The organism is Prosthecobacter sp. (assembly GCF_046154365.1).
Classification (GTDB): domain Bacteria; phylum Verrucomicrobiota; class Verrucomicrobiia; order Verrucomicrobiales; family Verrucomicrobiaceae; genus Prosthecobacter.
On sequence record NZ_JBJXFV010000188.1, the window covers coordinates 1 to 25,793 of the forward strand.

Annotated in this window: 23 protein-coding genes; 10 read left to right on the plus strand and 13 right to left on the minus strand. The window is 61.5% G+C overall.

The genetic code is table 11. The features are described from left to right. Positions 1 to 879: IS1634 family transposase (locus ACKVY0_RS24350; RefSeq protein WP_409217461.1), on the plus strand; the 879-nt coding region annotated here is incomplete at its 5' end. 80 nt (positions 880 to 959) lie between these two features. Here ACKVY0_RS24350 and ACKVY0_RS24355 read toward each other — a convergent pair. The 4 genes from ACKVY0_RS24355 to ACKVY0_RS24370 form a co-directional block, all read right to left on the minus strand. Next, positions 960 to 1,247 carry a hypothetical protein gene (locus tag ACKVY0_RS24355; protein WP_409217462.1) on the minus strand — a complete coding sequence of 96 codons (288 nt, stop codon included), beginning with the start codon at positions 1,245 to 1,247 and terminating at the stop codon, positions 960 to 962. Between the two features lie 155 nt (positions 1,248 to 1,402). Continuing rightward, positions 1,403 to 2,623 (minus strand): PQQ-binding-like beta-propeller repeat protein, encoded by a 1,221-nt coding sequence (locus tag ACKVY0_RS24360; RefSeq protein WP_409217463.1) that lies wholly within the window; start codon positions 2,621 to 2,623, stop codon positions 1,403 to 1,405. Between the two features lie 29 nt (positions 2,624 to 2,652). Continuing rightward, positions 2,653 to 3,054, minus strand: a complete 402-nt coding sequence (locus tag ACKVY0_RS24365) for an HNH endonuclease (RefSeq protein ID WP_409217464.1) — start codon at positions 3,052 to 3,054, stop codon at positions 2,653 to 2,655. A gap of 11 nt (positions 3,055 to 3,065) precedes the next feature. Further along, the gene (locus ACKVY0_RS24370; RefSeq protein WP_409217465.1) at positions 3,066 to 3,293 is read right to left on the minus strand and encodes a hypothetical protein; all 228 of its coding nucleotides are present in this window, start codon (positions 3,291 to 3,293) and stop codon (positions 3,066 to 3,068) included. A 167-nt stretch (positions 3,294 to 3,460) separates the two neighbouring features. On the opposite strand from ACKVY0_RS24370, the gene ACKVY0_RS24375 reads away from it, so the two are divergent. Beyond that, entirely contained in the window at positions 3,461 to 5,830 is a 2,370-nt protein-coding gene (locus tag ACKVY0_RS24375; RefSeq protein WP_409217466.1) for a Tex family protein, read from the plus strand. A 40-nt stretch (positions 5,831 to 5,870) separates the two neighbouring features. On the opposite strand, the gene ACKVY0_RS24380 is transcribed toward ACKVY0_RS24375, so the two are convergent. Together ACKVY0_RS24380 and ACKVY0_RS24385 are read right to left on the minus strand one after the other, a co-directional pair. Beyond that, positions 5,871 to 7,031 (minus strand): KamA family radical SAM protein, encoded by a 1,161-nt coding sequence (locus ACKVY0_RS24380; RefSeq protein WP_409217467.1) that lies wholly within the window; start codon positions 7,029 to 7,031, stop codon positions 5,871 to 5,873. 109 nt (positions 7,032 to 7,140) lie between these two features. Then, complete coding sequence (locus ACKVY0_RS24385; RefSeq protein ID WP_409217468.1) at positions 7,141 to 8,223, minus strand: hypothetical protein; 1,083 nt, start codon at positions 8,221 to 8,223, stop codon at positions 7,141 to 7,143. A 441-nt stretch (positions 8,224 to 8,664) separates the two neighbouring features. On the opposite strand from ACKVY0_RS24385, the gene ACKVY0_RS24390 reads away from it, so the two are divergent. Beyond that, the gene (locus tag ACKVY0_RS24390; RefSeq protein ID WP_409217469.1) at positions 8,665 to 9,198 is read left to right on the plus strand and encodes a hypothetical protein; all 534 of its coding nucleotides are present in this window, start codon (positions 8,665 to 8,667) and stop codon (positions 9,196 to 9,198) included. 312 nt (positions 9,199 to 9,510) lie between these two features. Then, positions 9,511 to 10,107: a PEP-CTERM sorting domain-containing protein gene (locus ACKVY0_RS24395; RefSeq protein ID WP_409217470.1), complete on the plus strand. Its 597-nt coding sequence runs from the start codon at positions 9,511 to 9,513 to the stop codon at positions 10,105 to 10,107. A 139-nt stretch (positions 10,108 to 10,246) separates the two neighbouring features. Here the strand turns inward: ACKVY0_RS24395 and ACKVY0_RS24400 are convergent, their stop codons facing one another. Together ACKVY0_RS24400 and ACKVY0_RS24405 are read right to left on the minus strand one after the other, a co-directional pair. After that, positions 10,247 to 10,672 carry a putative toxin-antitoxin system toxin component, PIN family gene (locus ACKVY0_RS24400; protein ID WP_409217471.1) on the minus strand — a complete coding sequence of 142 codons (426 nt, stop codon included), beginning with the start codon at positions 10,670 to 10,672 and terminating at the stop codon, positions 10,247 to 10,249. Further along, on the minus strand, positions 10,669 to 10,908 hold the full coding sequence (locus ACKVY0_RS24405) for a hypothetical protein (RefSeq protein ID WP_409217472.1): 240 nt from the start codon (positions 10,906 to 10,908) through the stop codon (positions 10,669 to 10,671). The genes ACKVY0_RS24400 and ACKVY0_RS24405 overlap by 4 nt, the downstream gene beginning before the upstream one ends. 47 nt (positions 10,909 to 10,955) lie before the next feature. Here ACKVY0_RS24405 and ACKVY0_RS24410 point away from each other — a divergent pair, with 47 nt between their 5' ends. The 5 genes from ACKVY0_RS24410 to ACKVY0_RS24430 all read left to right on the plus strand — a co-directional run bounded on the left by ACKVY0_RS24410 (position 10,956) and on the right by ACKVY0_RS24430 (position 18,419). Beyond that, entirely contained in the window at positions 10,956 to 13,667 is a 2,712-nt protein-coding gene (locus ACKVY0_RS24410; RefSeq protein ID WP_409217473.1) for an alkaline phosphatase family protein, read from the plus strand. Next, positions 13,664 to 14,182 (plus strand): adenylyl-sulfate kinase, encoded by a 519-nt coding sequence (cysC, locus tag ACKVY0_RS24415; protein WP_409217474.1) that lies wholly within the window; start codon positions 13,664 to 13,666, stop codon positions 14,180 to 14,182. The genes ACKVY0_RS24410 and cysC overlap by 4 nt, the downstream gene beginning before the upstream one ends. A 4-nt stretch (positions 14,183 to 14,186) precedes the next feature. After that, on the plus strand, positions 14,187 to 14,834 hold the full coding sequence (locus tag ACKVY0_RS24420) for a helix-turn-helix transcriptional regulator (RefSeq protein ID WP_409217475.1): 648 nt from the start codon (positions 14,187 to 14,189) through the stop codon (positions 14,832 to 14,834). Positions 14,835 to 14,872: 38 nt separating this feature from the next. Next, on the plus strand, positions 14,873 to 15,571 hold the full coding sequence (locus tag ACKVY0_RS24425) for a hypothetical protein (protein ID WP_409217476.1): 699 nt from the start codon (positions 14,873 to 14,875) through the stop codon (positions 15,569 to 15,571). Between the two features lie 148 nt (positions 15,572 to 15,719). Continuing rightward, positions 15,720 to 18,419: a hypothetical protein gene (locus ACKVY0_RS24430; protein WP_409217477.1), complete on the plus strand. Its 2,700-nt coding sequence runs from the start codon at positions 15,720 to 15,722 to the stop codon at positions 18,417 to 18,419. A gap of 147 nt (positions 18,420 to 18,566) precedes the next feature. Here ACKVY0_RS24430 and ACKVY0_RS24435 read toward each other — a convergent pair whose 3' ends face one another. Both ACKVY0_RS24435 and ACKVY0_RS24440 read right to left on the minus strand, forming a co-directional pair. After that, on the minus strand, positions 18,567 to 18,809 hold the full coding sequence (locus tag ACKVY0_RS24435) for a hypothetical protein (RefSeq protein WP_409217478.1): 243 nt from the start codon (positions 18,807 to 18,809) through the stop codon (positions 18,567 to 18,569). Positions 18,810 to 18,888: 79 nt separating this feature from the next. Next, positions 18,889 to 19,845 (minus strand): D-2-hydroxyacid dehydrogenase, encoded by a 957-nt coding sequence (locus ACKVY0_RS24440; protein WP_409217479.1) that lies wholly within the window; start codon positions 19,843 to 19,845, stop codon positions 18,889 to 18,891. Positions 19,846 to 19,920: 75 nt separating this feature from the next. Here ACKVY0_RS24440 and ACKVY0_RS24445 point away from each other — a divergent pair, with 75 nt between their 5' ends. Next, a complete protein-coding gene (locus ACKVY0_RS24445) occupies positions 19,921 to 20,718 on the plus strand; it encodes a ThuA domain-containing protein (protein WP_409217480.1) in 798 nt (265 codons plus the stop codon). A 2-nt stretch (positions 20,719 to 20,720) separates the two neighbouring features. Here ACKVY0_RS24445 and ACKVY0_RS24450 read toward each other — a convergent pair whose 3' ends face one another. The 3 genes from ACKVY0_RS24450 to ACKVY0_RS24460 all read right to left on the minus strand — a co-directional run bounded on the left by ACKVY0_RS24450 (position 20,721) and on the right by ACKVY0_RS24460 (position 25,784). Further along, positions 20,721 to 22,295, minus strand: coding sequence for a flavin monoamine oxidase family protein (locus ACKVY0_RS24450; protein WP_409217481.1), 1,575 nt, complete (start codon positions 22,293 to 22,295; stop codon positions 20,721 to 20,723). A 323-nt stretch (positions 22,296 to 22,618) separates the two neighbouring features. Continuing rightward, entirely contained in the window at positions 22,619 to 22,870 is a 252-nt protein-coding gene (locus ACKVY0_RS24455; RefSeq protein ID WP_409217482.1) for a hypothetical protein, read from the minus strand. 214 nt (positions 22,871 to 23,084) lie between these two features. Further along, positions 23,085 to 25,784 carry a response regulator gene (locus tag ACKVY0_RS24460; protein ID WP_409217483.1) on the minus strand — a complete coding sequence of 900 codons (2,700 nt, stop codon included), beginning with the start codon at positions 25,782 to 25,784 and terminating at the stop codon, positions 23,085 to 23,087. Between the last annotated feature and the right edge of the window lie 9 nt (positions 25,785 to 25,793).

A 25,793-nucleotide genomic window follows, 5' to 3' on the forward strand; every position in this document is an offset into this window, starting at 1 on the left:
ATCGATCCAGGGGCGGAATGGCGGCTGCATCGGCATTGGTTTGATCACACGGCCATCGCTGATTTGCTCGGTGGTGATTTTTCGTTGGCTGAGATCCACCGGCTTTACTCATGCCACGACAAGCTCCTCGCGCACAAGCGGGCGCTCTTTGATCATCTCACCGAGCGTTGGCGCGATCTCTTCGCGGCGAAGTATGAGGTGCTGCTTTATGATCTGACGAGCACCTACTTTGAAAGTGATCCTCCGGATGATCCCAAGGACAAACGCCGCTTCGGTTACAGCCGCGATAAGCGCGGTGATTGCGTGCAGGTGGTCATCGCGCTGATCGTCACGCCGGAGGGTTTTCCTTTGGCTTACGAAGTGCTCGCCGGGAACACGACGGATAAGACCACGCTCAAAGACTTCCTCGCTAAAATCGAAGCGCAGTATGGCAAAGCACAGCGCACCTGGGTGATGGATCGCGGCATTCCCACCGAGGAAACACTCGAACTCATGCGCAAGAGCAATCCACCTGTGAACTACCTCGTGGGCACGCCCAAAGGCAAACTCAGCAGCCTGGAGAGTGCCTTGGCGAAGCGCGAGTGGAAGCAGGCACGGCCCAACGTACGCGTGAAGCTGCTGGTGCAAGATTGCGAGACCTACATCCTCGCGCAGAGTCAGGACCGCATCGCCAAAGAACGCTCCAAGCGGCGGCGGCGACTGCGTGCTTACATCGACCGACTCGCCGATCTGAAGACCCGCAAACGCCCGCTCAAACGTGACGCCATGCACCAGTCCATCGGTGCCGCGAAGAGCCGCCGAAAATCACCGCACCACCAAGTAGTGGCCCGAGCCAACCGAGTGCGTGAATTTGCAAGCCATGTAGTGCAGACCTTTTGACCTCGATGTCGCAAAATCAAGGCTTCCAGCTTCGGCGGCTTGTCGAGTTCGCTAAGTCGGGTTAGTGAGGTGTGGTGAAATCACTCCACCACTTTCCGCAACGCCATCACGGTGCCTACTATGTGCTCCTCGGTCTTGTCGCTCCAGCGGGTCGGATGCGTGCCGTAGATCATCGCGCCGCCGCCTTCGTAGCCGCCTTCCTGCCAGATGCGCAGGCTGGGGATGTAGGCCATGACGTCGTTGGTGTAACCGCTGACCCACACAATGGGGTCTTTGACGTCCTGTTTGAGGCGGAGTGAATAATCCACGACGACTTCACCACCGAGCGTGACCCAGGTCAGGTCGTTGCCGATGCGCAGCACCTGCACGGGATACGGATAAGTCGCAGGCTCGAAAAACTGCGTGTGGCGAAGTGAGTGGCGAGCTGCTGATTGGTCTTCGCTGTAGCCACGCTCGCCAGAGCGTGGGCTGAGTTCGTTCGCGTCTCCCGCTCCGCGTTCTGGCGAACGCGGCTACACACCAATCACCACAGCCGCCACGCGACGAGTTCTTTGTCATTCCGCGCAAATACCCGGCTTCCAGCAAAGGCGGGATGTGCCCAGGTTTTGCCGATGATCTGCCAGCGGGCCAGCTCTTCGCGCTTTTCGGGGTTGAGCGTCACATAGACCAGTTCACCGCTCGCGTTGAGCAGCGCGGCGAGGTTTTTCGCTTCATCCATCCACACGAGACTCATCTGTGGGTTGCTGTCCTTCGGCGTGAGCGTGTTGTCATCGCTCCAGAGGATTTTGCCGGTATTCAACTCGAAGGCTTGCAGACCACGCTTCTTGTCGAGCATATAAACGATGCCGTCTTTGAACAGCGGCGCCGACATGAGGCCGCAAATCTCGGTTTCATTTTCCCAAAGAAGTTCAACGCCCGTTCCAAGCCGAAACGCCTTCGCCCCATGCCAATAACCGGAGACGAGCAGCACGCCGCCATGGTAAAGCGGCTGCGCGATGCTGACGCCATACGTGATCTTGTACGGATAGGTCCAGTTCACCGCCCCGCTGTCAGAATTGAGGCTCTGCACATGTTCCGGCCCCCAGGCGATGAGCTGACGTGTCCCAGAATGCGTGAGGATCTCCGGCGTGCAGTAGCCCGCCGGATCAGGGCCGCCGCGCCACAGTTCCTTGCCGCTGTTTTTGTCCAACGCAATGACGGAGCCGTCCTTCGCGCCGACGTGCAGCAAAACGCGCTCTCCGTCGATCACCGGAGACGCCGCAAAGCCCCAGGTCGGAATCTTTGCGCCGCAGGTTTCGACTGTATCGACCTGCCAGAGTACCTTGCCCGTCTTCGCGTCCAGACACGATGCCACGCCCGTCGCGCCCAGCGCATACGCCTTGTGATCCGTGATGTTCACCGAAGCACGCGGCCCGGTTCCGTAATCCATGCCACCATAACTCACGTCCCAGTTCTGCTGCCACACCTCCTTGCCACTCTCTGCATCGAAACACAGCACGCGCTCGATCTCCTTCGGAGTTTTGAGCCGGTCCATGACATAAACCAGCCCGCCACTGACAGTCACCCCACCGAATCCGGCACCAATCTCCTGTTTCCAAAGGCGTTCAGGCTCCTTCTTCGCGAAATCCGCCGGAATGCCTGTGGGATTCCATCGCCCATCGGCATTCACGCCACGCCAGCGCGGCCAGTCTTGGCCGTGGGCGAGGCCATTGAGCAGCAGGATGAACAAACAGAGGTGCTTCATGTGCATAGATCGCGGGTTAACGCGGTTTTTCAATCGAGTGGCGGCGGATGCCTGCCGAGCATGGATTCTTCCGCGCGAATGGCCTGGAGAACCAGACGGTTCATCTTGAGAACATTCAGCGTGGCCCTGCCAACGGGCGTCAAGCCGACGGCACGAACGCCGTCGTATTTGAAATGGTCCTGCCATATTTGCAGGCGCGGGTGAAACAGCCGTACCAGTGTGCCGGTGACAGGATCGTTCGCCACTTGTCTGGCTCCTTTTCGAAGTGAGCAGGACACGCAGGCAAGAGCGAGGTTGTCTAGCGTGGTCGCTCCGCCATCCATTTCTGGGATGATGTGATCGATGTGGAAGATGGCTTCCTGGCCGGCTTGGGACAGCTTGCAGTATTCGCAACGGCTCTTGGCTCGCTGCGTCACTTGTCTGCGAAGCATCGCCGAGACACTCATGCCGCCGCAGCATGCTGCAGCCGCCGCGCTCGTAGTTTGAGCAGCGAGAGCCACTCGGCCATTTCGACGAGACCCTCGGCTTCGCGACGTTCTTTGGCGGTGAGCTTGATGCCCTGGTCCTGTCGATCCAGCAGTTCGTCCAAGCGTCCTTGAACTGCTGCTGGCAGCTTAAGCTGGCCGAGTTCGCCAGTGGAGGGCATCGGCAGATGGATGGTTTTTGGCATGAGGACATTTTGACTTCACCCCAGTTGAAAGTCGAGGGCGAATTCCCCTGTCAAGCCATGCCTCGGACAAAAGTTTTTCACTTCGTGTGCTCATCAGTTGCCGCATGGAGTGGACTCGCTAACTCCACCATTCCCAACCGAGTTTAACTCTTTCCAATTTCCCAACCATGTCTGCTGCCAACGAACTCAACATCAATGTCGCTCACGTCGAGCGTGTCGCCAAGGAACTGGGCCTGCGGGCCATTCAGGTCGGCGCGACGGCGAAACTCTTTGCCGACGGTGCCACGGTGCCGTTCATCGCCCGATATCGAAAGGAAGCGACGGGATCGATGGATGAGGTGCAGATTCTGAATGTGAAGGAGCGCATGGAGCAGCTTGTGGCGCTGGATGACCGGCGTGGAGCCATCGTGAAGTCGCTCGAAGAGCGCAAGCTGATGACGGACATCCTGCGTGCGAAGATCGACAAAGCGGAGACGGTCAATGCGCTGGAGGACATCTTTGCGCCGTTCCGGCCAAAACGCCGCACACGGGCCACCATCGCCAAGGAAAAGGGCCTGGAGCCGCTGGCGGACTTCATTGAGGCCAATTTGCTGACGCAGAGCGTCGATCTGAGCGCTGAGGCGGCGAAGTTTGTGAACACGACTCACGAAACAGAAGAGCTGCGTGTCAAAGATGCGGCGGATGCACTTAGCGGTGCGCGCGACATCATCGCGGAACGCATCAGCGATCATGCGGAAGCGCGTGCGACGCTGAGAAAATTCTTCGCGGAGCAGTCCACGGTGATTTCCAAGGTCATGTTTGGCAAGGAGACTGACGAGGAGGCGCAGAAGTTTCGCGATTACTTCGACTGGAGCGAACCGCTGAAGTCGATCCCGTCTCACCGCATGCTGGCGATCCGCCGTGGCGAAAAAGAAGGCTTTCTGCTCATGCGCATCACGCCAGCGGAGGACACGGCGGTCAAGATGCTCGAAACCATCTTCGTCAAAGGCGGCAATGCGTGCTCCGATCAGGTGAAGCTGGCCTGCGCGGACAGTTACAAGCGCCTGATGAGTTCCAGCATGGAAACCGAGACTCGCCTGGAATCCAAGAAGAAGGCTGACACTGAATCCGTGCGCGTGTTTGCCGACAATCTGCGTGAATTGCTGCTGGCGGCTCCGCTGGGCCAGAAGCGCGTGCTGGGCATCGATCCGGGCTTCCGCACGGGCTGCAAAGTCGTGGTGCTCGATGCGCAGGGGCAGCTTTTGTTCAACGATGTCATTTACCTGCTCGGCGAAGGCAACGGTCTGATGCATGCGAAGACGTTGCTGACGAATTTGGTCGAGCGCTTCAAGATTCAAGCCATTGCTATCGGCAATGGCACCGCCAGCCGTGAAACGGAGATGTTCGTGAACAAGATCGGCCTGCCGAAGGCGATTCCGGTGATCATGGTGAATGAAAGCGGTGCTTCAATTTACAGCGCCAGTGAAGTGGCGCGCGAGGAGTTCCCAACGCAGGACATCACCGTGCGCGGCTCGGTTTCCATCGCCCGGCGTCTCATGGACCCGCTGGCGGAGCTGGTGAAGCTTGATCCAAAGTCGATCGGCGTGGGGCAGTATCAGCATGATGTCGATCAGAACCTGCTCAAGAGCAGTCTCGACAACGTGGTGATCAGCGCGGTGAACGGCGTCGGTGTGGAGCTGAACACGGCCAGCAAGCAGCTCCTCAGCTATGTCTCCGGCCTGAACTCCAGCCATGCGGCCAACATCGTGGCCTTCCGCAACGAGAACGGTCCGTTCAAGACGCGCAAAGACCTGCTCAAGGTGCCACGGCTTGGCGACAAGGCCTTTGAGCAAGCCGCAGGCTTCCTGCGCATCCGCGATGCGGCGCATCCACTGGACTCAAGTGCCGTGCATCCTGAGCGCTACCCGCTCGTCGAAAAAATGGCCGCTGAAATCGGCTGCACGGTATCGGATCTGATGCAGCGCGCGGATTTGCGCCAGAAGATCGATTTGAAGAAGTATGTCAGCGCGGATGTCGGCCTGCCGACGCTGCAAGACATCATGAACGAGCTGGCGAAGCCCGGCCGCGATCCGCGCAAGCAGTTCGAGGTCTTCAACTTTGCCGAAGGCGTCAGCGAGATGAAACATCTCACCGTTGGCATGAAACTGCCGGGCATTGTGACGAACGTGACGGCCTTCGGCGCCTTCGTGGACATCGGCGTGCATCAGGACGGGCTCGTGCATGTGAGTCAGCTCAGTGACACGTTTGTGCGCGATGCGGCGGAAGTCGTGAAAGTGGCCCAGCGTGTGCAGGTGACGGTGACGGAGGTGGATATTCCGCGGAAGCGCATCGCGCTGAGCATGAAGTCGAAGCCGGACTTTGAGAAGAAAGTCGGCAGCGGTGGTCCACGGCCTGCGGGTGCCGCTCCAGGCGGTCAGCGCAGCTTTTCGAGCAGTGGTGGCGGTAATCGCAGCTCTGGCGGCGGCATGGGCAATCCCTTTGGTGGCGGTGGCGGCGGTGACTGGTTCACGGCGGCGGCGCAGAAGGGGAAGAAGTGACTTCCACGCGCCGCGCTGGCTGAACGAGGAGACGTCGAGATCACCGCTGCACCAGCGCCGGTTCGGGATACTCGAAGGTTTTGCCCTCGTAGTTACGGATGACGACGCGTTGCTCGTCACGCACGAGCACGTAGTCGGGATTCAGCGGCACTTTGCCGCCGCCACCCGGAGCGTCGATGACGAACTGCGGCACGGCGTAGCCGGTGGTGTGGCCGCGCAGTTGCTCGATAATGTCGATGCCGTCGGCCACGCTGGTGCGCAGATGCGAGGAGCCCTGGATCAAATCGCACTGGTAGAGATAGTACGGTCGCACGCGGCACATGAGCAGCTTGTGGACGAGGCTTTTCATCACATCGGCGTTGTCGTTCACGCCACGCAGCAGCACGCTTTGATTGCCGAGCGGCACGCCGTGATTGGCGAGGAGGGCGAGGCCATCGCGCACCTCGGTGGTGAGTTCGCGCGGATGATTAGTGTGAATGCTGAGCCAGAGCGGATGATGCTTCTGCAGCATGCGGCACAGCTCGGGCGTGATGCGCTGCGGCAGGAAGATCGGTACGCGACTGCCGATGCGGATGAACTCGATGTGCTTGATCGCCCGCAGGCGCGTGAGCAGTGCGTCGAGTTTGGCATCGGAAAAGAGCAGCGGATCACCGCCGGAGAGCAGCACATCGCGGATTTCCGTGTGGCGTTCGAGGTAGCGGAACGCGGCTTCGAACTCGATGTGCAGTTCCTGCTCGCCCACACCGGAAACAACGCGACTGCGGGTGCAGTAGCGGCAGTAGCTGGCGCAGCGGTCCGTCACCAGGAACAGGACGCGATCTGGATAGCGATGTACGAGCCCCGGCACCGGCATATGGCTGTCTTCGCCGCAGGGATCGCTCATTTCATCGGGATCTTCCCAGGTCTCCTCAATGCGCGGGATGACCTGGCGGCGAATGGGGCAGCCGGGATCTTCGGCATCCATCAGGTTGAAATAGTGCGGCGTGATTGCCATCGCCAGCTTGTTGCCGGAGAGCAAAACGCCAGCGCGTTCTTCTTCAGAGAGCGTGAGATGCTCCTCAAGCTGCTTGAGCGTGGTGATCCGGTTCTTGAGCTGCCAGGTGGAGCTGTTCCAGTCGGCGGGGGAGATGTGTTTGTCTGACCAAAAGCCAGGAGCGTGGGAGCGGAACTCCTTCTCAGGCAGCGTGGGGGTGTCGTGCATGTGCTGCGGGTCGGTGGGGGCGAAGGTTAGGCGCGGGGAAGTTCCCCTGTCAATGAAGGGGGAGCAGTTCCGGCACAAAATTACGCCACCCGGTCCTGCACAGACGCCTTCACTTCCCTTCCCCCGGAAACAGCAGCCAGCGGTCCGCGAGGATCTCTGTGATGTTCACGCAGTGGTCCGACTGCGCCTTGGCGGGAAACGCCAGCCGTACGGTCACCAATGCCTTCGATCCTGGCAGCTTCAGCGCAGGCATCGGCGTCCCATCCGGCAGTTTGTGTGGCAGGGGCACGCCGATGAGGTTGGCCAGGGCGATGCCGAGCACGGTGTTGCGCTCGATGTAGCCGGTCACGTTGTGCAGGCCATCGGGGCTGCGCAGTTTCACCGCCAGCCAGCGCCAGCCCTCGCTGAACTCGTAGTTGTAGTAGCTGCTCTCGCTGGCGACGGCACGCATGACGACGGACAGCTGCGAATGCTCCTGTTTGAATTCGGGCCACGTCTTCTCGGTCCAGGCCACCCACGATTCCCAGTCGAGCATCAGCTTGCCGTTGCGGTTGCGGTGGAAATTGGCGCGCATCCCGGCATCGGGCCGGGTGGCACAGGCGAACTGGAGATTGAGCACCGTGGAAGTGCCCGCCGTGATGATGCCCGCAGCGAGCAGACCACCATGTTCGGGATCTTTTTGACCACGCTTCTCGTACTGCTCCTGCATCAGCGCTTCGATGCGTTCCGGCGCGAAGACGAAGGGCAGCCGCTCACGCCAGGTCGCGGCTTGCGCATACTTCGTCAGCACCGCCTGCGCCTCGGCCACTTGCGGGGACTCCAGCGGGAGGGATTCATACGCCAGCGCCGCATTGCTGCTGCGCGGATCGTACAGCGGCCCGGCGGGCTTGTTTTGCTTAGCGGCTTCGACTTGGCCGATGCGGCTGAGCGTGGTCTGCGGCTGGGCGGGTGCTTTGGACGCAGGTGTCGCTAAAATGGTGCTCCCGGTGGGTGATTTCGACTGCTGGGGCCGGGAATCGGCTGTTGGCACTGGCTTCACCACTGGGCCACTCAGCAGCCGCAAGGCGTAGTAACCCGTGGCGGCTAGTGCGGCGGCAAAGGCCAGCGAAACGGCGACCAGCTTGAGCTGTGATGTGCGCTGCCGGGCGTTGCCAGTTCGCGGTGTTGGTCTTTGGAGACGAGGCGTGCTCATGCAGAAAATTCGCTTGTTTGTACCCGTCTGCATTCAGGCGCAAGTGCTTGGCCGCAGTGCCCGCACCTTTTTTGTGGAGCGCTCGGGATGGCTTGCTCATAAGTGCAGAAATGGAAGAACTGAGAATGGCGGAACTGAAAATGAAGGAATGGACAGAGCCAAGCCCGCAGCGTCATGCTCATGCCATTTTCAGTTCCTCCATTCCACCCTTCTCAGTTCTTCCATTCAGATTTGCCCGACGTTACCCAGCACATCTCCATGCCCACAGTGTCTTCCGCTCACTCTAAAATTCCTAGGCGCAAAAGAAAACTTGAACTTCCAGCCCATTCCAACGACCCTCACCAGCATGGCAACGCGCCGCTACAAAATCAACCCGGAGACCAAGACGCTGGCAGAGATCGCTCCGCCGACGCCGCAAGAATCCGCCAGGCTGTCGAAGGCGTGCTCCGCCGCGTTCTCCCCGGATTATACGTCGAGAGCGCTCGTGAAGGCTCTGCAACGGCAACAGGCATCGAAAGCCAGATCACGGCGGCAAGTCTCGGCCAAAAGCCGCTCTACTTCGACCCGTGGGGCGCGGAAGCGCAAGCCGCTGCAAGTGGCCTGAAGCCGCATCTGCCCGCTGGCACGAGTGTCCGCGCGAAAAACGGCATTCTCTATGTTTGGCGCGGGGAAGCCGTGAAGCCCATACTGGACGCCGATCGTGCTTTCTACCGGCCCAATAACGAGACGGATTTCGAAGCCATCGTCCGGGTCTCCGAGACGGGCATAAATGGTGAGTTGCTCGGCTACGGTGCCAGACACATCCTCCACCGCCCCGGCGTGCGGGTCATCATTTTCGCGCCTGACCATGTGCCCGTCGTTGGCTTTGTCACCACGCCTGAAGACATGATGAGCAAAGTCACAGCGCGGCTGGCTGATCTGGTGCAGGCCACAGGTCGTGAAGACTGGGAAATCGAAATCGAAGACCTGCCCTGAATGCATGTGCAATCAAACTTCTCATTACCATCTTCCCCATGCCTGACTTCACACACCCCAAACCCATGATCCTCCGCGTCGGCTGGGACAACGCGGACGGGAAGATCAGCCAGCCGCTGGCTGTTGCGGGAGTGTGGTGACTGGGTTCGGCGCGGCAGGTTCTGCGGCAGAAATTGAGGAAATTGTCGCTTGCCCCCCCCCCCCCCGCAAGTGCCAAAGGGGTCGAGTTAATCATCCGTCCAACACATGAAAACACGCGCACACACCACACGTTGTCCGGCTCGTCCGGGATTCACCTTTCATCGGCCTCAGATGGCCGCTTACCTCGCCGGAGCCGCTGGCACCGCCGCCCTGCTGGGCGCGCCGCAGGCGGAGGCTGCGGTCACCGCGGTCAGCTTTGGGTTCGGGACCGAACTCTCTAACCCGCCTGATGTCTTTAATATTGGTAACACAGTCGGACCCGGTTTCGGAACTCTGTTCAGCAATGCAAATCCGACGGTAGTTCAACTTGGAGCCAAAACTTCCTATGGCTGGGGTTCTGTCTACAGTGCGGGGACTGTAAACGGCTATCAAGGGCTTCCCACATTCTTCGCTAGCGGCACGACCATCGGCAATAATTCCAACGGGGTGTTAGGCTCGGCCTTTTTTCAGCATGTAGCCCCCGCTGATTTCACCAGCGACCAGCTCAACAAGAACATCGCATTCAAGACAAGCACCAACAATTGGGGTTGGGCCAATGTGAGCTGGACGGAAGCCAACAAAACGCTCACCATTAACTCTGCCTTTGTGGAGACCGTGGCGAACACGCCCATCACCATCACCGCTGTACCCGAGCCCAGCCGTGCGCTTCTGGCCCTGGCCGGTCTAGGCGGTCTGGCCCTGCGCCGCAGGCGGAAACAGGCGGCGTGAGCCTCCGCTCCGCAGCATCACCTCAACCATCACAAGGGTGCGGGCAGCATTGCCCGCATTTTTTGATCCCATGAGCCAGAAGAAACGTCTCCTACTCGTCGGCTGGGACAGCGCGGACTGGAAGATCATCCAGCCAGCGTCACGGCTGCTTCAAAAGCAACCGCTCTATGAACGCCTCCGGCGTGATCGGCTGGGGGCGGTAGCCGCTGCCGATGAGGGGGCGGAAGTGTGCGTCACTCGTCACGATGAAGTCGGCGTTCACCGTGATGGCGCAGTCGACGAATTTGTCGTCATCACGGTCGGCGGAGATGGTGCGGAAGAAAAAGGACGGCGAAACCTGACGCACATTCTCCGCGTAGGTGGCGGCGAGATCGAGCAGGCGCTCCAACATCTGCCAGCGTGCCAGGCCGGACTCACGGATGATGACTTCTTGATACTCCAGCAGGATGTCGGTGGAGACGGCCCAGGTGAACTGGCCCGCGTGCCAGGAGTTCAGGATCACCGCGAACGGATGCCGCTGGTTGAGCGCCTGCAGCACCACATTTGTATCCAGCACCACGATCATGCCGCGCGCTGCTTCAGGTCAGCACGCACTTCGCGGATGACTTCGTCTAGGCGTGCATATTTGCCCGCCGCCCAGTCTGCGGTGAATCCTTCGCGGACATCCTTCCACAGACGGTCCATCTCCAAACGCGCCAGCACACGCTCGACGAGATCGAGTTCTTCAACGGGCAGTTCGTCGATCAGCTTGTGCAGCACAGGACGCTTCTGCTCTGGAGGTGCGGCGATTGGGGCGTTCATGGCTTGAAGCTATCATTACGCGCCGCAGCTTCCAATCTCAATTTCCCATGACATCACCCGCCGCTCCCAACCCCAAACTCCTCCTCGTCGGCTGGGACAGCGCGGATTGGAAAATCATCCAACCGCTGGTCGATGCCGGGCAGATGCCCGCAATGCAACGCCTGCTGGAACAAGGCACCTCGGGCAATCTGACCACGCTAGACCCACAGCTCTCGCCGATGCTGTGGACGAGCATCGCCACGGGGAAGCATGCCTATCACCATGGCGTGCCGGGATTCACCGAAGTGAATGAAGCAGGACAGGTTGTGCCGGTTTCCGCCGCCACGCGGCGCTGCAAGACGGTGTGGGAGATGCTGGGGGAGCGCGGGCTCAAATCCCATGTGGTGAGCTGGTTCGCCACGCAGGGGGAGCAGCATCCGCAGGGCTGCATCGTCTCGAACCTCTACAACAGCTTCAAGCACCGCGAGGAAGACGCGCCGGAAGACTGGCCGAAGCCCGCGCCGGGCACCTACTGGCCGGAAGACCTCGCCGCGCATCTCAACGAGCGCCGTGTGAGCCCCTGGGACATCGACCCGGATGAAGTGCTGCGGTTGTTCGTGCCCGATGCGCCGACGATTGATCAAACGAAGGACAAACGGTTGTGGTCACTGGCACAACGACTCGCTGAAGCATCGAGTGTACACTCCGCCGCGTGCTGGCTGATGGAAAACCGGCCCGACTGGGACTTCACGGCCATCTACTACCGCGCCATCGACGAGATCTGCCACGAGTTCATGCCCTACCACCCACCGCAGATGCAAGGCGCGCCGGAGGCCGACTTCGCGCTCTACAAAGACGTGGTGAACAGCACCTACCGCTTCCACGACCTGCTGCTGGCCCGCCTGATGCAGATCGCCGGTCCCGACACCGCGATCATGCTGGTGAGCGACCACGGCTTCCACAGCGATCACCTGCGCCCCACCTTCACACCGCGTGTTCCCGCAGGCATCACCGTGTGGCATCGCCCCCAGGGCATCTTTGCCGCCGCCGGTCCCGGCTTCAAACAGGACGCGCTGATCTACGGTGCGCGTCTGCTCGATGTGACGCCGACGATCCTGACCTACTTCGATCTCCCCGTCGGCCAGGACATGGAGGGCCGCGTGCTGCGTGAGGCTTTTGAAGATGCCCCGGACGTGAAGACCATCCCGACTTGGGAAAGTGAATCGAAGCCCCGTCCTTCCCAAACTTCTCAGCTCACTGAGGCCGACAACAAGGCGCTGCTGCAGCAGTTCGTCGATCTCGGTTACATCAACGAGATCTCCGACGATCCCGGCGAGGCCGCCGAGGAGACGAACCGCGAGAACACCTGGAACATGGCCCGCGCCTGCATGGACACCGGCCGCCACGAGCAGGCTCTGCCGATGCTGGAGGACATTTATCATCGTTACCCGGAGCGCCTCGACTACGCCCAGGTGCTGGCCCGTTGCTACCTGCGCCTCGGCCTGCTCAATGAGGCGGAGAAGACCGTCGCGACCATTCTCGAAGGCTTTGGCGACAAAACCGGCGCGCACATGATCCAGGCAAACATCGCCATCGAGCGCAAGCAGCCCGCGAAGGCGCTGGAGCACCTCGCCATCGTCGCCGAGCAGCGTCCGCGAGATCTCGCCTACCTGAGCCTGCGCATTGAGGCGCTGCTCAAACTGCACCGCTGGGAAGACTGCCAGCAGACCTGCCACACCACGCTGGAGGTCGATCCACACAACGCGCTCGCGCACATCGGTCTCGCGCGTTCCGCGCTGCATCTCGATCAGCCGGAAGACGCGGTCGATTACGCGCTCGCCGCCACCGGCTTCCAATACGGCAATCCACGCGGCCATTTCCTCCTCGGTGTCGCCCTGGTCACGCTCAAGCAGTGGGACGCCGCCGCGCAGGCCCTCAGCCTCGCCACGCAGCTCGCACCGCATTTTTATCCCGCATGGCATTATCTCGCCGCCGCGTTACGCGGACAGGGCAACACCGAAGCCGCCGACGGTGCGCTCTTGAAGCTCAAACTGCTCCGCAGCGAACATCGCAAGGCCGAGATGGAGCGCACCGAGCGCGTTCGCCAGGAAAGCGCCGCCCGCGTCCCTGCCCTGGCCGCCGAAGGCCAGCGCCGACTCGAAGAAAAGCGCGAACGTGAAGCCGCCAGCAAAAGCGACATGCCTGCGGATCAGGAATTCGTGCTCGTCAGCGGCCTGCCCCGCAGCGGCACCAGCCTCATGATGCAGATGCTGCGTGCCGGTGGCATGGAACTCATGCACGATGGCAAACGCGCGGCCGACATCGACAATCCCGAAGGCTATTGGGAGTGGGAAGACATCAAGAACCTGCCCAAGCGCCCGCTGCTCATCGAGCAGGCCCATGGCAAGGCCACCAAGGTCATCAGCGCCTTGCTGCCAGCCCTGCCGCCGAAGCACAAGTTCAAGATCATCTTCATGACCCGGCCCGTGCAGGAGGTCGTGGCCAGCCAGTGGCAGATGCTGGAACACAAGGGCACGAACCCGAAGACCGAACGCAAGCATCTTGAAACGGCACAGCAAAAACACGCGCTCGAAATCCTCACCGTGCTGCGCCAGCACCAGCGCGTAAGCTTGCTGGAGGTCGATTACCCCGGACTCGTCCGCGATCCGCAGGCCGGAGCCAGCCGCATCGCTGATTTCCTCGGTGATGAACGTGTCCCGCAACGGCAGTCGATGCACACGGTCGTCAAACCCCAGCTTCACCGCCAGCGCAGCGCATGAAACCGGTGCTCTGGCTTTTCGGCCTGCCATCCTCCGGCAAGACGACGCTCTCGCGGGCCTTGCGTGATCATCTGCAAGCCGCAGGCACGCCGGTCGTGCTCCTCGACGGTGATGACCTCCGCTCCGGCCTCTGCGCCGATCTTGGCTTCAGCGATGCCGACCGCAGCGAAAACCTGCGCCGTGCCGCGCACCTCGCCCAATTGCTCGCCGCCCAAGGAAACACGGTCATCTGCGCGTTCGTGACACCCAAAGAGCACCATCGCGCTCTCGTACGGCAGATTCTTGGCGAGCATGTGCGCCTCATTCACATCGACTGCCCGCTGGAAGTCTGCATTGCGCGCGATGTGAAAGGTCTCTACGCCAAAGCCGCCGCCCAGCAGATGACGGGCATGACGGGCACGCAGGATGGCTTTGAACCACCCGCCCGGACCGATGCGGTGATCCAGACCCATGCCGTGTCGGTGGCGGATGCGCTCAGCGCCACGTTGCACGCGGCACTCAGCGCGCTAGCCTGAGGGCATGCTTCCTCTGCTCCGAGAAATGCTGCACTCGCCGGTGCTGGACATCGTCCAGCGGCTGAAGGGTTCGCTGGGCATGTCGGTCAATGAACTGAGTGCAGCGATGAAGATGAGCTACATGGGCGTGAAACAGCATTGTGTGGAATTGGAGAAGGCAGGCTTTCTTGATACGTGGCGCAGGCCGAAAGGGGCGGGACGTCCTGAAAAACTGTACCGCCTCACGTCGAAGGCGGATGCGCTGTTTCTCTGCTCCGGCCCGGCGCTGACGCTGGATCTGCTGACGACGGCCGAGCGCGTGTATGGCGAAACCGCACCGCCGAAGCTGCTGTACACCTATTTTCAGGCCAAGGCCGAGGCCTGGACGCCCAAACTGGCCAAGGCGTCCACGGTGGAGGAGCGGGCGAAGCTGCTGGCGAAGCTCCGCTCGGCCGAAGGCTGCCTGAGCGCCTGTGAAACGGATGCGCACGGCCATCTTGTCTTGGTGGAGCACCACCGCCCGCTGCGGGCGCTGGCGGCACGGTATGACATGGTCGATGAACTCGAATGCGAGATGATCGAGCGCCTGCTCGGCTGCGAGGTGCGGCGTTCGGTGGAAGAAGTGTCCGGCCTGGTGCGTGTTACCTTTCAAATCAAGACAACCGCGCAGTGAGAATGACAACCGGGAACGCAGGCAGGACATACGCATGGATGAGAGCAGCGGTGGCGGCGGGCATGGGCCTGCTGGCCGCATGCAGTGTGAGCAGGCTCAAACCGGCCTGGCAGCAGGATCCGAACCTCTACCAGCACGGCGTGCCTGCGCGGCCATCGCAAACCGCCACGACACCGCATCTTGTCGCGCGTGTCATTTATGCCGCGCCGGATCAAATCGTCCGTCTGGTAGAACGCCAAGGCGATGTGCCGGACACGCAGCGTGGCTTTGCCCGCATGGGCGATGGCACCCTGGAGCTGGCCTTGCAGGATGTGGCGACGGGGAAATGGCTCGAATCCCATCTCTGCGGCGGCATTCTGTTTGTCGCCGGCCTGCCGCATCAAGCCTACCGCATCGTGCTGAAAAACCGCACGCCGATGCCGCTGGAGCTTGGCCTGAGTGTGGATGGCAAAGATGCTCAAACCGGTGCCGCAGCTTCCCTGCGACGTGGTGGTCTGCGGTTGGAGCCGCATGGCACGCTCATGTTGGAGCAAGCCTCATACGGGCCGCTGCTGTTCAAGGCCGTGAGTGGTGATGCCGCGCTGTTTGACACCCGTCCGCGGGGTCGCACCGGCGTGATTCAGATCGCGGTGTTTCTCGCCGCTGATGCGCCGAGCATTGGTCCTGAGAAGTTGAAAGCCAATCAGATCGCGCCGCTGGGCTTCTTCCCGCTCGGTGCGCCGGAGCGCTATCGCTGAAGCGTTGATGGTCTGGCGTTGATGGTCTGGCGTTGATGGAAGGATTAGCTGCTGTCGAAACTCAGCTTCTGGCTATCAACCATCCACCTTCAACGATCAACTTGATTGCTTGTGGGAGCGGATGCGGCGGTTAAACTTGGCCGCGTTCATGTTTCGTTTCCTGCGCCGACTCCTGCTGTTTGTGATTGCCAGCTCCGTGCTGGCGGTCGGCGTGTACCTAAACACGACCGCGTTTCGCGAGCGCTGGCATGGCTTCGTCACGGGCGAACTGGCGAGACACGGCGTGTATCTCGAATTCGAGCAACTGACGGTGAATCCCTTCGGCGGGCTGGTGGCGCGCGGCGTGCAGGTGTTCAATGATGCCAGCAAACAGCATCTCATCGCGGCGGTGGACCGGCTGGACCTGGACGTGAATTTCGGCAGCCTGATCGAAGGCAGGGTCAAGATTGACGGGCTGGAGCTGCTGCACGCGAGCGTGGCGCTGCCGGTGGATCCGGAGCGGCCGGAACTGACCGTCATTGAGCTAAAGGATCTCAACGCACGCGCCTTCCTGGAGGAAAACCAGCTCGACATCCGGCATGCGGAGGGTCTGCTCTCAGGCGGGCTGCACATCTCGATCAGTGGCGTGCTGGAACTGCCAAAACCGGACCTGGCACTGCCGCCACGGCCCAGTCGTAGTGCCATGGAACGGCTGAGCGCGATGCGGGAGCACCGCGCGCAGATTCAGCACGGGCTGGACTGGCTGGCGCGGTTTCGCGCACCGCATGCGCCGAGTCTGCGCGTGAAGGTGTCCGGTGCGCTGGACCGGCCGCAGGAGCTGCGGGCGGAGCTGCTGTTCCAGGCGGAGGGGCTGACTTTTGAAGACTACGTCTGGCAGGAACTCGTCGCGGAAGCGGAGTATGACGGCGGGTTCATTGATTTGAAGCGGCTACATCTGCGCGACCACCTTGGCACTCTCGATGCCACGGCCACCTGGCGCATGGGCGCGGAGAAACTGCGCTTCCGGCTGACCTCGAGCGCCGATCTGCCGGGCTTGGCGCGGGCCTTCTTTAGCAGCGAGCACCTGCGCGAGGTCGTGTTCTATGAAGCGCCGCAACTGGCGCTGGAAGGCAGCCTGTTCCTGGGCAAAGCACAGCCGGAGGATTTTGTGCCCGCCGAAGTCACCGGCCGGCTCGACTGCGGCCGCTTCGGCAGCCGGGGGGAAATTTTCAACGCGCTCAGCCTCAACCTTGGTGCCACGCGGGAGGGCATGATCGTGCGTGATGCACTGCTCAAGCACAAGACCGGCTCCCTGGCCCTCAACGTGATGAAGCATCGTGAGCAGGGCTTCAAATACGACCTCGTGCTGCGCATGGACCCCAATGTGTTTCTGCCCTTTGTGCTGCTGCCCAAGACGCGCGAAATCATCCAGCGCTTCGGCTTCGACGACACCTCCCACATCGACGTCCATATGGCCTGCGCCGGACCGACGACGAATCTGCGTGAATGCCCTACCTCAGGCCACGGCGTGCTGCGCAACTTCCGTTACAAGGAGGTGCCGTTTGAATCCGTCGAGCTGGATCTGGCGCTGCTCGGTGACATCCAGAACTACAGTAACATCCGTGCCCGGCGCACCGACGGCCCGGCGGCGGCGGAGTTCGTCTTCGTGAACGATCATGATGACGCCAAGTGGCTGCGGCTGGTCAATGTGCAGACCGAGGCCGACGCCGCAGGCATCGTGCGCGCCTTCGCGCCCAAGGCGGCGGACCAGATCGACCGCTACCGCTTCTCCGCCGGCACGGAGGTGACGTTCAACGGCACGATCGGCTACAAGAGCAATCCGCAGTTCAACAACTACCACGTCACCTTTAAAAATCCGGTGGGCGGCGCGCATTACGTGCTGTGGAACGAGGACTATCCCATCACCGCTCCCTATGGTGACGTGAACATCCTCGGCGACGTGCTGAGCTTCGACATCAAAGGGCGGCTGTTTGGCGACACCCTGCATGCCAAGGGTGCCGTGAACCTGGCCGCGAACGTGAAAAGCTATGATGTGGACGTGAAAGCAGGCCGGTTCCCGTACGAGGTGTTTGGCAAAAAACTGCCGTTCCAGAATGTGAACGCGGAGGTTCACAACCGCGACGGCAGCATCCGTTTCGATGTTGCCGCGGACGTGCTCGGCGGCGGCATGACCTTGAAGGGCACCTTGAACGAAAACCGCGAGCCCAACCCCTACGACGGCGAACTGCGCATGAACGCCATCAGCTACCAGCGCTTCGCGCAGGTGTACTCCCCCGGCAACGAAAGCGTGGGCGACATCACCGGTCATTTCAAATTCACCGGTCGCATGAACGACTGGAAGGCGCTCAAGGGCGGCGGCGCGCTCAGCATTCTTAATGGCAACCTCATGGCGCTGCCCGTGCTCGGGCCATTGACGCCCGTCATCGGCGCCATGCTGCCCCCGCTGATCAAGGGCTACAACGTCGCCAAGAGGGCCGACTGTACCTTCGAGGTGTCAGACGGCTTCATCGTCACCCAGAACATCGAGGCCGAGTCCAGTTCCTACCGCATCTTCAGCCGTGGCAACATCGACTTCATCCGTGACGACATCGACTTCAACGCCGAGGTGCGCCTGCGCGGCCTCGGCGTACTGCTGTTTCCCGTCACGCAACTGATGGCCTACAAAGGCTCCGGCACCGTCGGCGACGCGAAATGGCACCCGCGCATCTTCGGCGGCGGCAACAAGGACGAGCGCAAGCCCCCCACCGACGCCGAACTCAAGGCCGCGCAAAAAATCGGCGGCAATCCTTCCAAACCGGCCAGCGAAACCGCCGCCCCGCCGAAACGGAAGCCGCTGTTCGGAAATTGAGGCCGGACATGGCTTTGATCTGCTGAGACACCTCCCTCAAACCGACGCCCAGCACCACGCACGGCGGTGATGATCTTCGGCTCTGCGACCGTCCAGCCGCTGCGGTTCAATCCAACTTAACCGCAGAGGCTAGACGGTCGCAGAGGCTCATTGACATTCCTTGTCACGATGAAGAATCACGACTCCTGCTGCGGGGGCTTTGCCTTCACCATCCATCTGCCGGGAAATCAGGTGGTTCGTGCCACAAGGCCACACTTGCCCAACTGCTCCACCACCCAGCATTGATCCGCCTCCGGCAGCGCAGGCTCCAGCGGTTCCTGGTAATTGAGCTTCCAGTAGCGCCCGTTCCATGAACGGATTCATGCCTGGAAATGGATTCAGGTGTTCCATGGTGCGGATCATGCACCGTGCCCTGCATCCGCGCAACTCCGCCGCAGATGCGAAGCCAGTCTCGTTCCGGCATTACTCCTCAAGGATTCACCACATTCACCGGCGTCCCCGCCAGGAACGCACGCACGTTCGCGGCAGTGATGTCGATCAAACGTGCGCGTGATTCACGGCTCGCCCAGGCGATGTGCGGGGTGATGAGGCAGTTCTTCGCTCCGAGCAACGGATTGTCGGCTTTTGCTGGCTCCATCGACAGCACGTCGAGTCCGGCACCCGCAATGCGGCCTTCATTCAGTGCTTTCGCCAAAGCGGCTTCATCGACGAGCGGTCCGCGACCCGTGTTGATCACAACGGCCTCACGCTTCATCAAACCGAGCGTGCGTTCGCCGATGAGATGCTTCGTGGCATCGGTCAGCGGGCAGTGCAGGCTGATCACATCGCAGCGGCGGAAAATGTCGTCGATTTCGGCGGCGGCGACGCCTGCGGGCGGCGGTTCCTTCCAGGTGCGCTTGGAAGCGAGCACCTGCATGCCGAAGGCGACACCGATCCGCGCCACGGCGCTGCCGATTTCGCCATAACCGATGATGCCGAGCGTGCGGCCAGCCAGTTCGATGATCGGATGATCCCAGTAGCAGAAATCCGGGCATTTCACCCATCCGCCTTGCTCCACGCTCTTCGCTGCATGGCCGACATGGTTCGTCAGCTCCAGCATCAGCGCGATCACATGCTGCGCTACCGCAGGCGTGCTGTAACCCGGCACGTTCGTCACCACGATGCCGCGCTCCTTCGCTGCCACGACATCGACGACATTGAAGCCCGTGGCCGTGACACCGATGTATTTCAAATCCGGCAGCGCGGCGATGATTTCACGCGTCAGCGGTGACTTGTTGGTGATCACCATCTCCGCCCCGGCACAGCGGGCCACGGTTTGATCCAACGGCGTGCGCGAATGCACTTCGCAGGGAGCGATGGCTGCGAGCGGCTGCCAGGACAAGTCGCCAGGGTTCGCGGTATGGGCGTCGAGAAGAACGATTTTCATGTGAGGGCGGCACGCTTAGCCGAAAAAACAGAATTTTGGGAGAAAAAGTCATCGCATGACGATAATGCTCCCGCCATGCGCCCAACCTTGCTCTCTCTTCTCTCGTTCATCTGTCTGTTTGCCTCCAGTGTCCACGCCGAGGACGTGAAACCGCTCAAAGTTCTCATGGTCTGCGGCGGTTGCTGCCACGATTACGAGAACCAGAAGCTGATCCTCAGCGAGGGCATCAGCGCACGGGCGAATGTGGAGTTCACCATCGTGCATGAGGAGGCGCGGGTGAAGGATGACCGCACGCACCAGATCAGCATCTACAAGGAGGCAGGCTGGGCGAAAAAGTATGACGTGGTCGTTCACAACGAATGCTTCGGCGCCGTGACGGACGTGCCGTTCGTCGAGGGCATCGCCACAGCGCACTGGGAAGGTGTTCCCGCCGTGATGCTGCACTGCTCCACCCACAGCTATCGTGCCGCTCAGACTGATGCATGGCGCAAATGCGTGGGCCAGACCTCGATGAGCCACGAGAAGAACCGCGATCTCAAAGTGCGCAACGTGGCCGAGGCGCACCCGATCATGAAAGGTTTCCCGAAAGAGTGGCTCAACCCGAAGGACGAACTCTACAAGAATGAAAAGCTGTGGGAGAACTTCATCCCCCTGGCCACCGCCTACGGCGAGGACACCAAGAAGGACCACCATGTCATCTGGACGAACCAGTATGGAGACGGCCGCGTCTTCGGCACCACCTTAGGTCATGGCAATGCCACGATGCAGGATCCGGTTTACCTCGATCTCGTCACCCGTGGCCTGCTCTGGGCCTGCGGCAAGCTCGGCGAAGACGGCAAGCCGCTGCCGGGCTACGAAGCGAAGCAGAAGTAAGTTCAGCCCTGCGCGACCAGCACTTCCTTCACCACCCGCAGCGCGGATTCCAGCGCACCCTGCATCCAGGTGTGCGCAAGCGAGGCGTGCTCGCCGGCAAAGTGGATGCGGCCTTCGGTTGCGAGCAGATGACGATGCAACGCACCATGCTGGCCGGGATTGAACCACGCGAAGGCACCGCCGCTCCACGGATGACGATCCCAGCTCCAGCCGACGGTGCGCGTGACCATGCCCGGCTCGGCAAGCTGCGGATGCACCTTGCTCAAATGCGTGAGCACCACGTCTCGCTGCGCGGCGGGATCGAGCACACCGAGACGCCGGGCCTGCTGCCCCCATGAGTAGGAGGCGAGAAAAACGGATGGCTGAGCGGAAACGGCGGGATCTTTGGCCTGCGCGTTGTCCGCCGGGTAGTAAGTCGTCGCGGTCGGCAGGTCGGTGAAGGTGCCGCCGCCGTAGATGCCATCGTCCGTCTCCCAGAAGCGGCGTTTCGTCACCGCGAGCACCTTGGTGGACGAGTCGTAGATAAGCTGGCGGAGGCTGCGCAGTTTCGCGCCAGAAAAGCCAGGCGTTTCGATGCGACCGAGCACGGGGCACGGCAGTGTGCAGATGAGGAAATCGCCTTCTTCACGTTCTTCCGCACCGTTGTTCGCGCGATTACGGAAAACAGCGGCGGCACGCTTTCCATCCGCGCTTTGCTCCAGGCGGATGATCTCACAACCCGTGCGTGGCTTCGATTTGAGCTGCGCCACGAAGGCGGTGGCGAAACGGTCGGTGCCGCCCACGATTTCGTCGAAGCTGAGATTCCACACGTTCTCCATCTCTTCGCGCAGGTGCTCGGTAGCGGCGCTGTCGAGCAGGGCTTCTTGGCCCCAGACCACCCCCGCCAGTTCGATGGCTTCGTCGGAAAATCCATCCGCTTCGAGCAACTGGCGCAACGAGAGCCGGTCGAGTGCCTGGCATGCGGGCGTGGTCATGCGGGCGGCCAGCAGGTCGGATTTCTCGGCGGCGGAGAGTTTTTCCAGCCGACTCACCACCGCTGCCTTCCACAGGTCCGCCGGTGACATCTTCCGCTCACGTTCAGTGAGCGCGAAGTGCGGCTTGAGCGTGTCCAAGTCCTTGAGACGAGCGCGATGGCCGCGCAGGTGGCACCAGGCGTTGTCGTTGGTGGAAACGAAGGGCCGCAGCGCCACGCCCAACTCTTTGAGGTAGTGCCGCGTGATCTGGTGCGACTCCGGCACGCGCATGGCCCCGGCTTCGCCGTAAAGACCGTCCTGCAGGCGCAACGTACGCACACGCCCGCCAATGTGACTGCCATCGGCTTCGAGGATCACACACTGATGGCCGCGTTTCTCCAATTCATACGCGGCGCACAAACCGGCGAGCCCGGCCCCGGCGATGATGATCTTGAGCGGCTTCCCGGGCTTCACCGCCGCATCCACCTGGGCCAGCAACGGCGCAGCGGTGAGCGGTGCCGCCGAAGCGAGCGTCAGCAAGCGCAGGAACTCACGCCGCGAAGCCGTGGGTGGAGACGCCGCAGGCACAGAATCCCAAGTTGGCGCATGTGCTGCGTTTGGCATGGGCGAATTCTCTCACAGCCGCCTCCCACCACAATGAACTTTTCGCATCACCCGATTTTACTTCTGTCCGCAATGCGCCCCCGGCCCGTGTTTGCGGAGGTGCAGGCATCCTGAGCTCGGGCGCTGCTTGAACCGTGACCAGGAATGTCCATGAGCCTCTGCGACCGTCCAGCCTCTGCGGTTAATTTGGATGGAACCGCAGAGGCTGGACGGTCGCAGAGCAGAACTGAATGTTTTGTGAAGATGTAAGCCGGATGCAGCGAGGCCGAACCGAGGGCCGTGTGGGCCGGTGACGCAGAGAAGCAGGCGGTTCGTGGTTCGCGCTATCGAGCGATCTCCAGTCCCATGGCATCCGCGGACGGCGTCGGAGACACGGCGGGCTGGATGCCGCGCTGGTAATTGCTGCCATTGAAGACGGCGCTGTGGGAATGTTTGTAGCCCACCGGGTCCAGGGTTCTCCAGATCTTGTGATACCGTTCACTCTTGCACCCTGGCAGCAAGGTCAGGATCAGCACCCAAGCCAGCGAAAGCGGGCGCAGGTGACGTATGGCGGGGCAGCGGCGGCGGTGTTTCAAAGGTGTGGGTGGTTGAGCTTACTTCTGCCTGTAATACGCTCCTGGACCGTGTTTGCGAAGATGATGTTGTTCCAAAATGTGGGCTGGCATCGAATTCAGCGCCGGATTCAGCGAAAACGAGCCGCAGGCCATGTGCGCGCACATTTCGCGGGCGCTGGCGAGTCCAGCGCGGTTTTGCCGCAGGTAAAAGGTGCGTGGTGAAGCGTGGGCTACGTCACAGCACTGCCTGGAGCGCGATCAGCAGGGTTTCGGCGGTGTAGGGCTTGGGAAGGAAGTGTTTGACGCCGGCGTTGACGGCATTGGCTTCTATGCCGTTGGCATTCAGGCCGGTGGCGGCGATGATGCGCACCTCTGGATTGATGCGCATGAGCGTCTGGATGGTGGACGGCCCGTCCATGACGGGCATCATCATGTCCGTGAGCACTGCGGCGATGTCCTGCTTGCGTACGCTGTAGAGGGCGGTGGCCTCGGCACCATCACAGGCCAGCAGCACGCGGTAGCCGAAGGCCTCCAGCGTCTGCCGGGTGATCTCACGCACAGCGCTTTCGTCATCGACGACGAGCACGAGTTCGCCGTGGCCGTGTGGCAGCTCACGGTGAACGGGTGCGGCGGCGTCTGCCGCAACCGCTGCCTGCGCTGGCAGATAGATGCGGAACAGGGTGCCCTGCCCCACCTCGCTGTTAACCCGCAGAAAGCCGCCGTGGCTCTTGATGATGCCCAGCGTGGTGGACAGGCCCAGACCGGTGCCTTTGCCCAGCTCCTTGGTAGTGTAAAAGGGTTCAAAGATGCGCTCGATCACTGCTGGCGGCATGCCGGTGCCGGTGTCCGCCACCTGAATAAGGAGGTGCGGGCCAGGCTTACCCTCGCCGTTAAGGCCGACGTAGTGCTCATCGAGCATCAGATTGCGGGCGGCGAGCTTCAGCGTGCCGCCGCCGGGCATGGCATCACGCGCATTGACACAGAGATTGAGCAGCACCTGGTGGAGCTGGGTGGGATCACCCTGCACGGTCCACAAGTCCCGCGGGATGTCACTGCGCACCTGGATGGTCTTGAGAAAGGTCTCATTGGCGAATTTTTCGATCTCCTTGAGCAGATGGCCGACCTGCACCACCAACCGCTTCCCTTCAACCCCGCGGGCAAAGGACAGCAACTGCCGGACCATGTCGGCGCCGTGTTTGGCGCTGCCTTCGATGGTCGCCAGCATGCTCATGCGCTGCGGATTCTGCTCCCGCAGTTTCAGCAGCTCGATGGACATCATGATGGGGGCCAGGGCGTTGTTAAGGTCATGGGCGATGCCGCCGGCCAGGGTGCCGATGCTGTCCATGCGCTGGGCGCGGAGGAACTGCTGCTGGAGCTGGTTCTTTTCGGTGATGTCGGTGTTGATCGCGAGGATGCCGTGCGGCCGGCCGGCGGCGTCACGCAGCAGGGTCCAGCGGCCCTCGACCAGCACCGGGGTGCCCGCTTTGTTGACCTCCCGCAGTTCACCATGCCATTCACCGAGCCTGACGACGGCGGCACAGGCCTGCTCAAATGGCGCCGCATCGCGATAATGCAGCTCCGAAAAACTGCGACCGATGACTTCTTCGCTGGTCCAGCCGTAGATCTGCTCCGCGCCTTTGTTCCAGTAGGTGATGCGGTGCGCGAGGTCGCGCGTCACGATGGCGTCGCTGGTTTTGTCGAGCAGGGCGGCCTGATCGCGAAAGCGCTGCTCCAGCCTGCTGCGCTCCGTCATTTCATGCCGCAGGCTTTCACATGACTGCCGATCCTTTTCGCGGCTTTGCACGGCCTCCTCCATCAAGCTGATGGCATCAAGCCGGGCCGCCTCCAGCTCCTGCGTGCGCAACTGCACGGAGGCTTCGAGATTGTGCAGCAGCGTGCTCGATTCATGCTGTAGCCGCCACTTTTCTGTCAGCGTGTAGGCGAGTTGCAGCACCTCAGCGGCGTCGAAGGGTTTTTTGAGAATGAGCAGGCGGTCGCGTGGTTTTATCTGCTCCTGCAAGTCGGCCCAGGGGAAGTCGGGGTAGGCGGTGCAGATGACGATCTGCATCGCGGGGCAGATGTGCCAGAGCCGCCGGGCCGTTTCGATGCCGTCCCAGCCTGGCGGCATGTGGATATCGACGAAAGCGACGGCGTAAGGACGGCCGGCGGCCACCGCCTGCTGCACCAAGGCCAGAGCTTCTGCGCCTTGCGTGGCAACGTCGATGGCAAAGTTCGCCGGCTGCAAAACACTGCCAGCCGCAGCGACAGAACCGAGGATTTGGCGAAAAACGTCGTGGATGGCAATGTTGTCATCAATGACCAGGATGCGCGGTTGGTACGCGTGTGATGGCAAGTTCATCAAATTTTCCGGGACCGGCGCCAGGTCAGCACGCTGCGGCAACGTGGCTTCCGGTGATGGCGGACATGCCACGCCTCTGAGCGCGTGCGCTGCCGCAGCATGAGCGCGGTCGATCACTGGTGTTGGGACCGGCTTGAACGCATCGTAACACACCAGCTCTGCCAGCACCTCCGGCACGCGCTCAAACTCGCTGGATTTGTGGAAGAAATGGTCCGCACCAAGCCAAACGCACTGCCCCCGGCTTTCCGGGATGTCGAAATTGGTCAGCACCACCACGACACACGCGGGGTGGCTGCGTTTGATCGTCGCAAGCACCTGCACGCCGTCTCCTTCCGCAAGATTCAAGTCCAGCACCACCGCGTGCGGCTGGTGTACCTGAAACAACGCCAGTGCAGTACTCGCCGAGCCGGTCTCGCCAACGATTTCCACCGGGCAGGATTCTTCGATCAGGCTGCGAATGCGCTGGCGCACCGGCACGGAATCTTCGACGAGCAGTACGCGCAGCACTGCGGGTTTGCCCGCGCTCTTGTGGGTGTTGACGGTGTTCATCGTCCACCAAGCTAGGCCGGGCGTCATCACCGTGAT

Excerpts from the sequence above, each read along its gene's own strand:
- ACKVY0_RS24360 (WP_409217463.1), bottom strand. The coding sequence starts at position 2,623 with ATGAAGCACCTCTGTTTGTTCATCCTGCTGCTCAATGGCCTCGCCCAC.
- ACKVY0_RS24365 (WP_409217464.1), bottom strand. The coding sequence starts at position 3,054 with ATGCTTCGCAGACAAGTGACGCAGCGAGCCAAGAGCCGTTGCGAATAC.
- ACKVY0_RS24370 (WP_409217465.1), bottom strand. The coding sequence starts at position 3,293 with ATGCCAAAAACCATCCATCTGCCGATGCCCTCCACTGGCGAACTCGGC.
- ACKVY0_RS24375 (WP_409217466.1), top strand. The coding sequence starts at position 3,461 with ATGTCTGCTGCCAACGAACTCAACATCAATGTCGCTCACGTCGAGCGT.
- ACKVY0_RS24380 (WP_409217467.1), bottom strand. The coding sequence starts at position 7,031 with ATGCACGACACCCCCACGCTGCCTGAGAAGGAGTTCCGCTCCCACGCT.
- ACKVY0_RS24385 (WP_409217468.1), bottom strand. The coding sequence starts at position 8,223 with ATGAGCACGCCTCGTCTCCAAAGACCAACACCGCGAACTGGCAACGCC.
- ACKVY0_RS24395 (WP_409217470.1), top strand. The coding sequence starts at position 9,511 with ATGGCCGCTTACCTCGCCGGAGCCGCTGGCACCGCCGCCCTGCTGGGC.
- ACKVY0_RS24400 (WP_409217471.1), bottom strand. The coding sequence starts at position 10,672 with ATGATCGTGGTGCTGGATACAAATGTGGTGCTGCAGGCGCTCAACCAG.
- ACKVY0_RS24405 (WP_409217472.1), bottom strand. The coding sequence starts at position 10,908 with ATGAACGCCCCAATCGCCGCACCTCCAGAGCAGAAGCGTCCTGTGCTG.
- ACKVY0_RS24410 (WP_409217473.1), top strand. The coding sequence starts at position 10,956 with ATGACATCACCCGCCGCTCCCAACCCCAAACTCCTCCTCGTCGGCTGG.
- cysC (WP_409217474.1), top strand. The coding sequence starts at position 13,664 with ATGAAACCGGTGCTCTGGCTTTTCGGCCTGCCATCCTCCGGCAAGACG.
- ACKVY0_RS24420 (WP_409217475.1), top strand. The coding sequence starts at position 14,187 with ATGCTTCCTCTGCTCCGAGAAATGCTGCACTCGCCGGTGCTGGACATC.
- ACKVY0_RS24425 (WP_409217476.1), top strand. The coding sequence starts at position 14,873 with ATGAGAGCAGCGGTGGCGGCGGGCATGGGCCTGCTGGCCGCATGCAGT.
- ACKVY0_RS24430 (WP_409217477.1), top strand. The coding sequence starts at position 15,720 with ATGTTTCGTTTCCTGCGCCGACTCCTGCTGTTTGTGATTGCCAGCTCC.
- ACKVY0_RS24435 (WP_409217478.1), bottom strand. The coding sequence starts at position 18,809 with ATGGAACACCTGAATCCATTTCCAGGCATGAATCCGTTCATGGAACGG.
- ACKVY0_RS24440 (WP_409217479.1), bottom strand. The coding sequence starts at position 19,845 with ATGAAAATCGTTCTTCTCGACGCCCATACCGCGAACCCTGGCGACTTG.
- ACKVY0_RS24445 (WP_409217480.1), top strand. The coding sequence starts at position 19,921 with ATGCGCCCAACCTTGCTCTCTCTTCTCTCGTTCATCTGTCTGTTTGCC.
- ACKVY0_RS24450 (WP_409217481.1), bottom strand. The coding sequence starts at position 22,295 with ATGCCAAACGCAGCACATGCGCCAACTTGGGATTCTGTGCCTGCGGCG.
- ACKVY0_RS24460 (WP_409217483.1), bottom strand. The coding sequence starts at position 25,784 with ATGACGCCCGGCCTAGCTTGGTGGACGATGAACACCGTCAACACCCAC.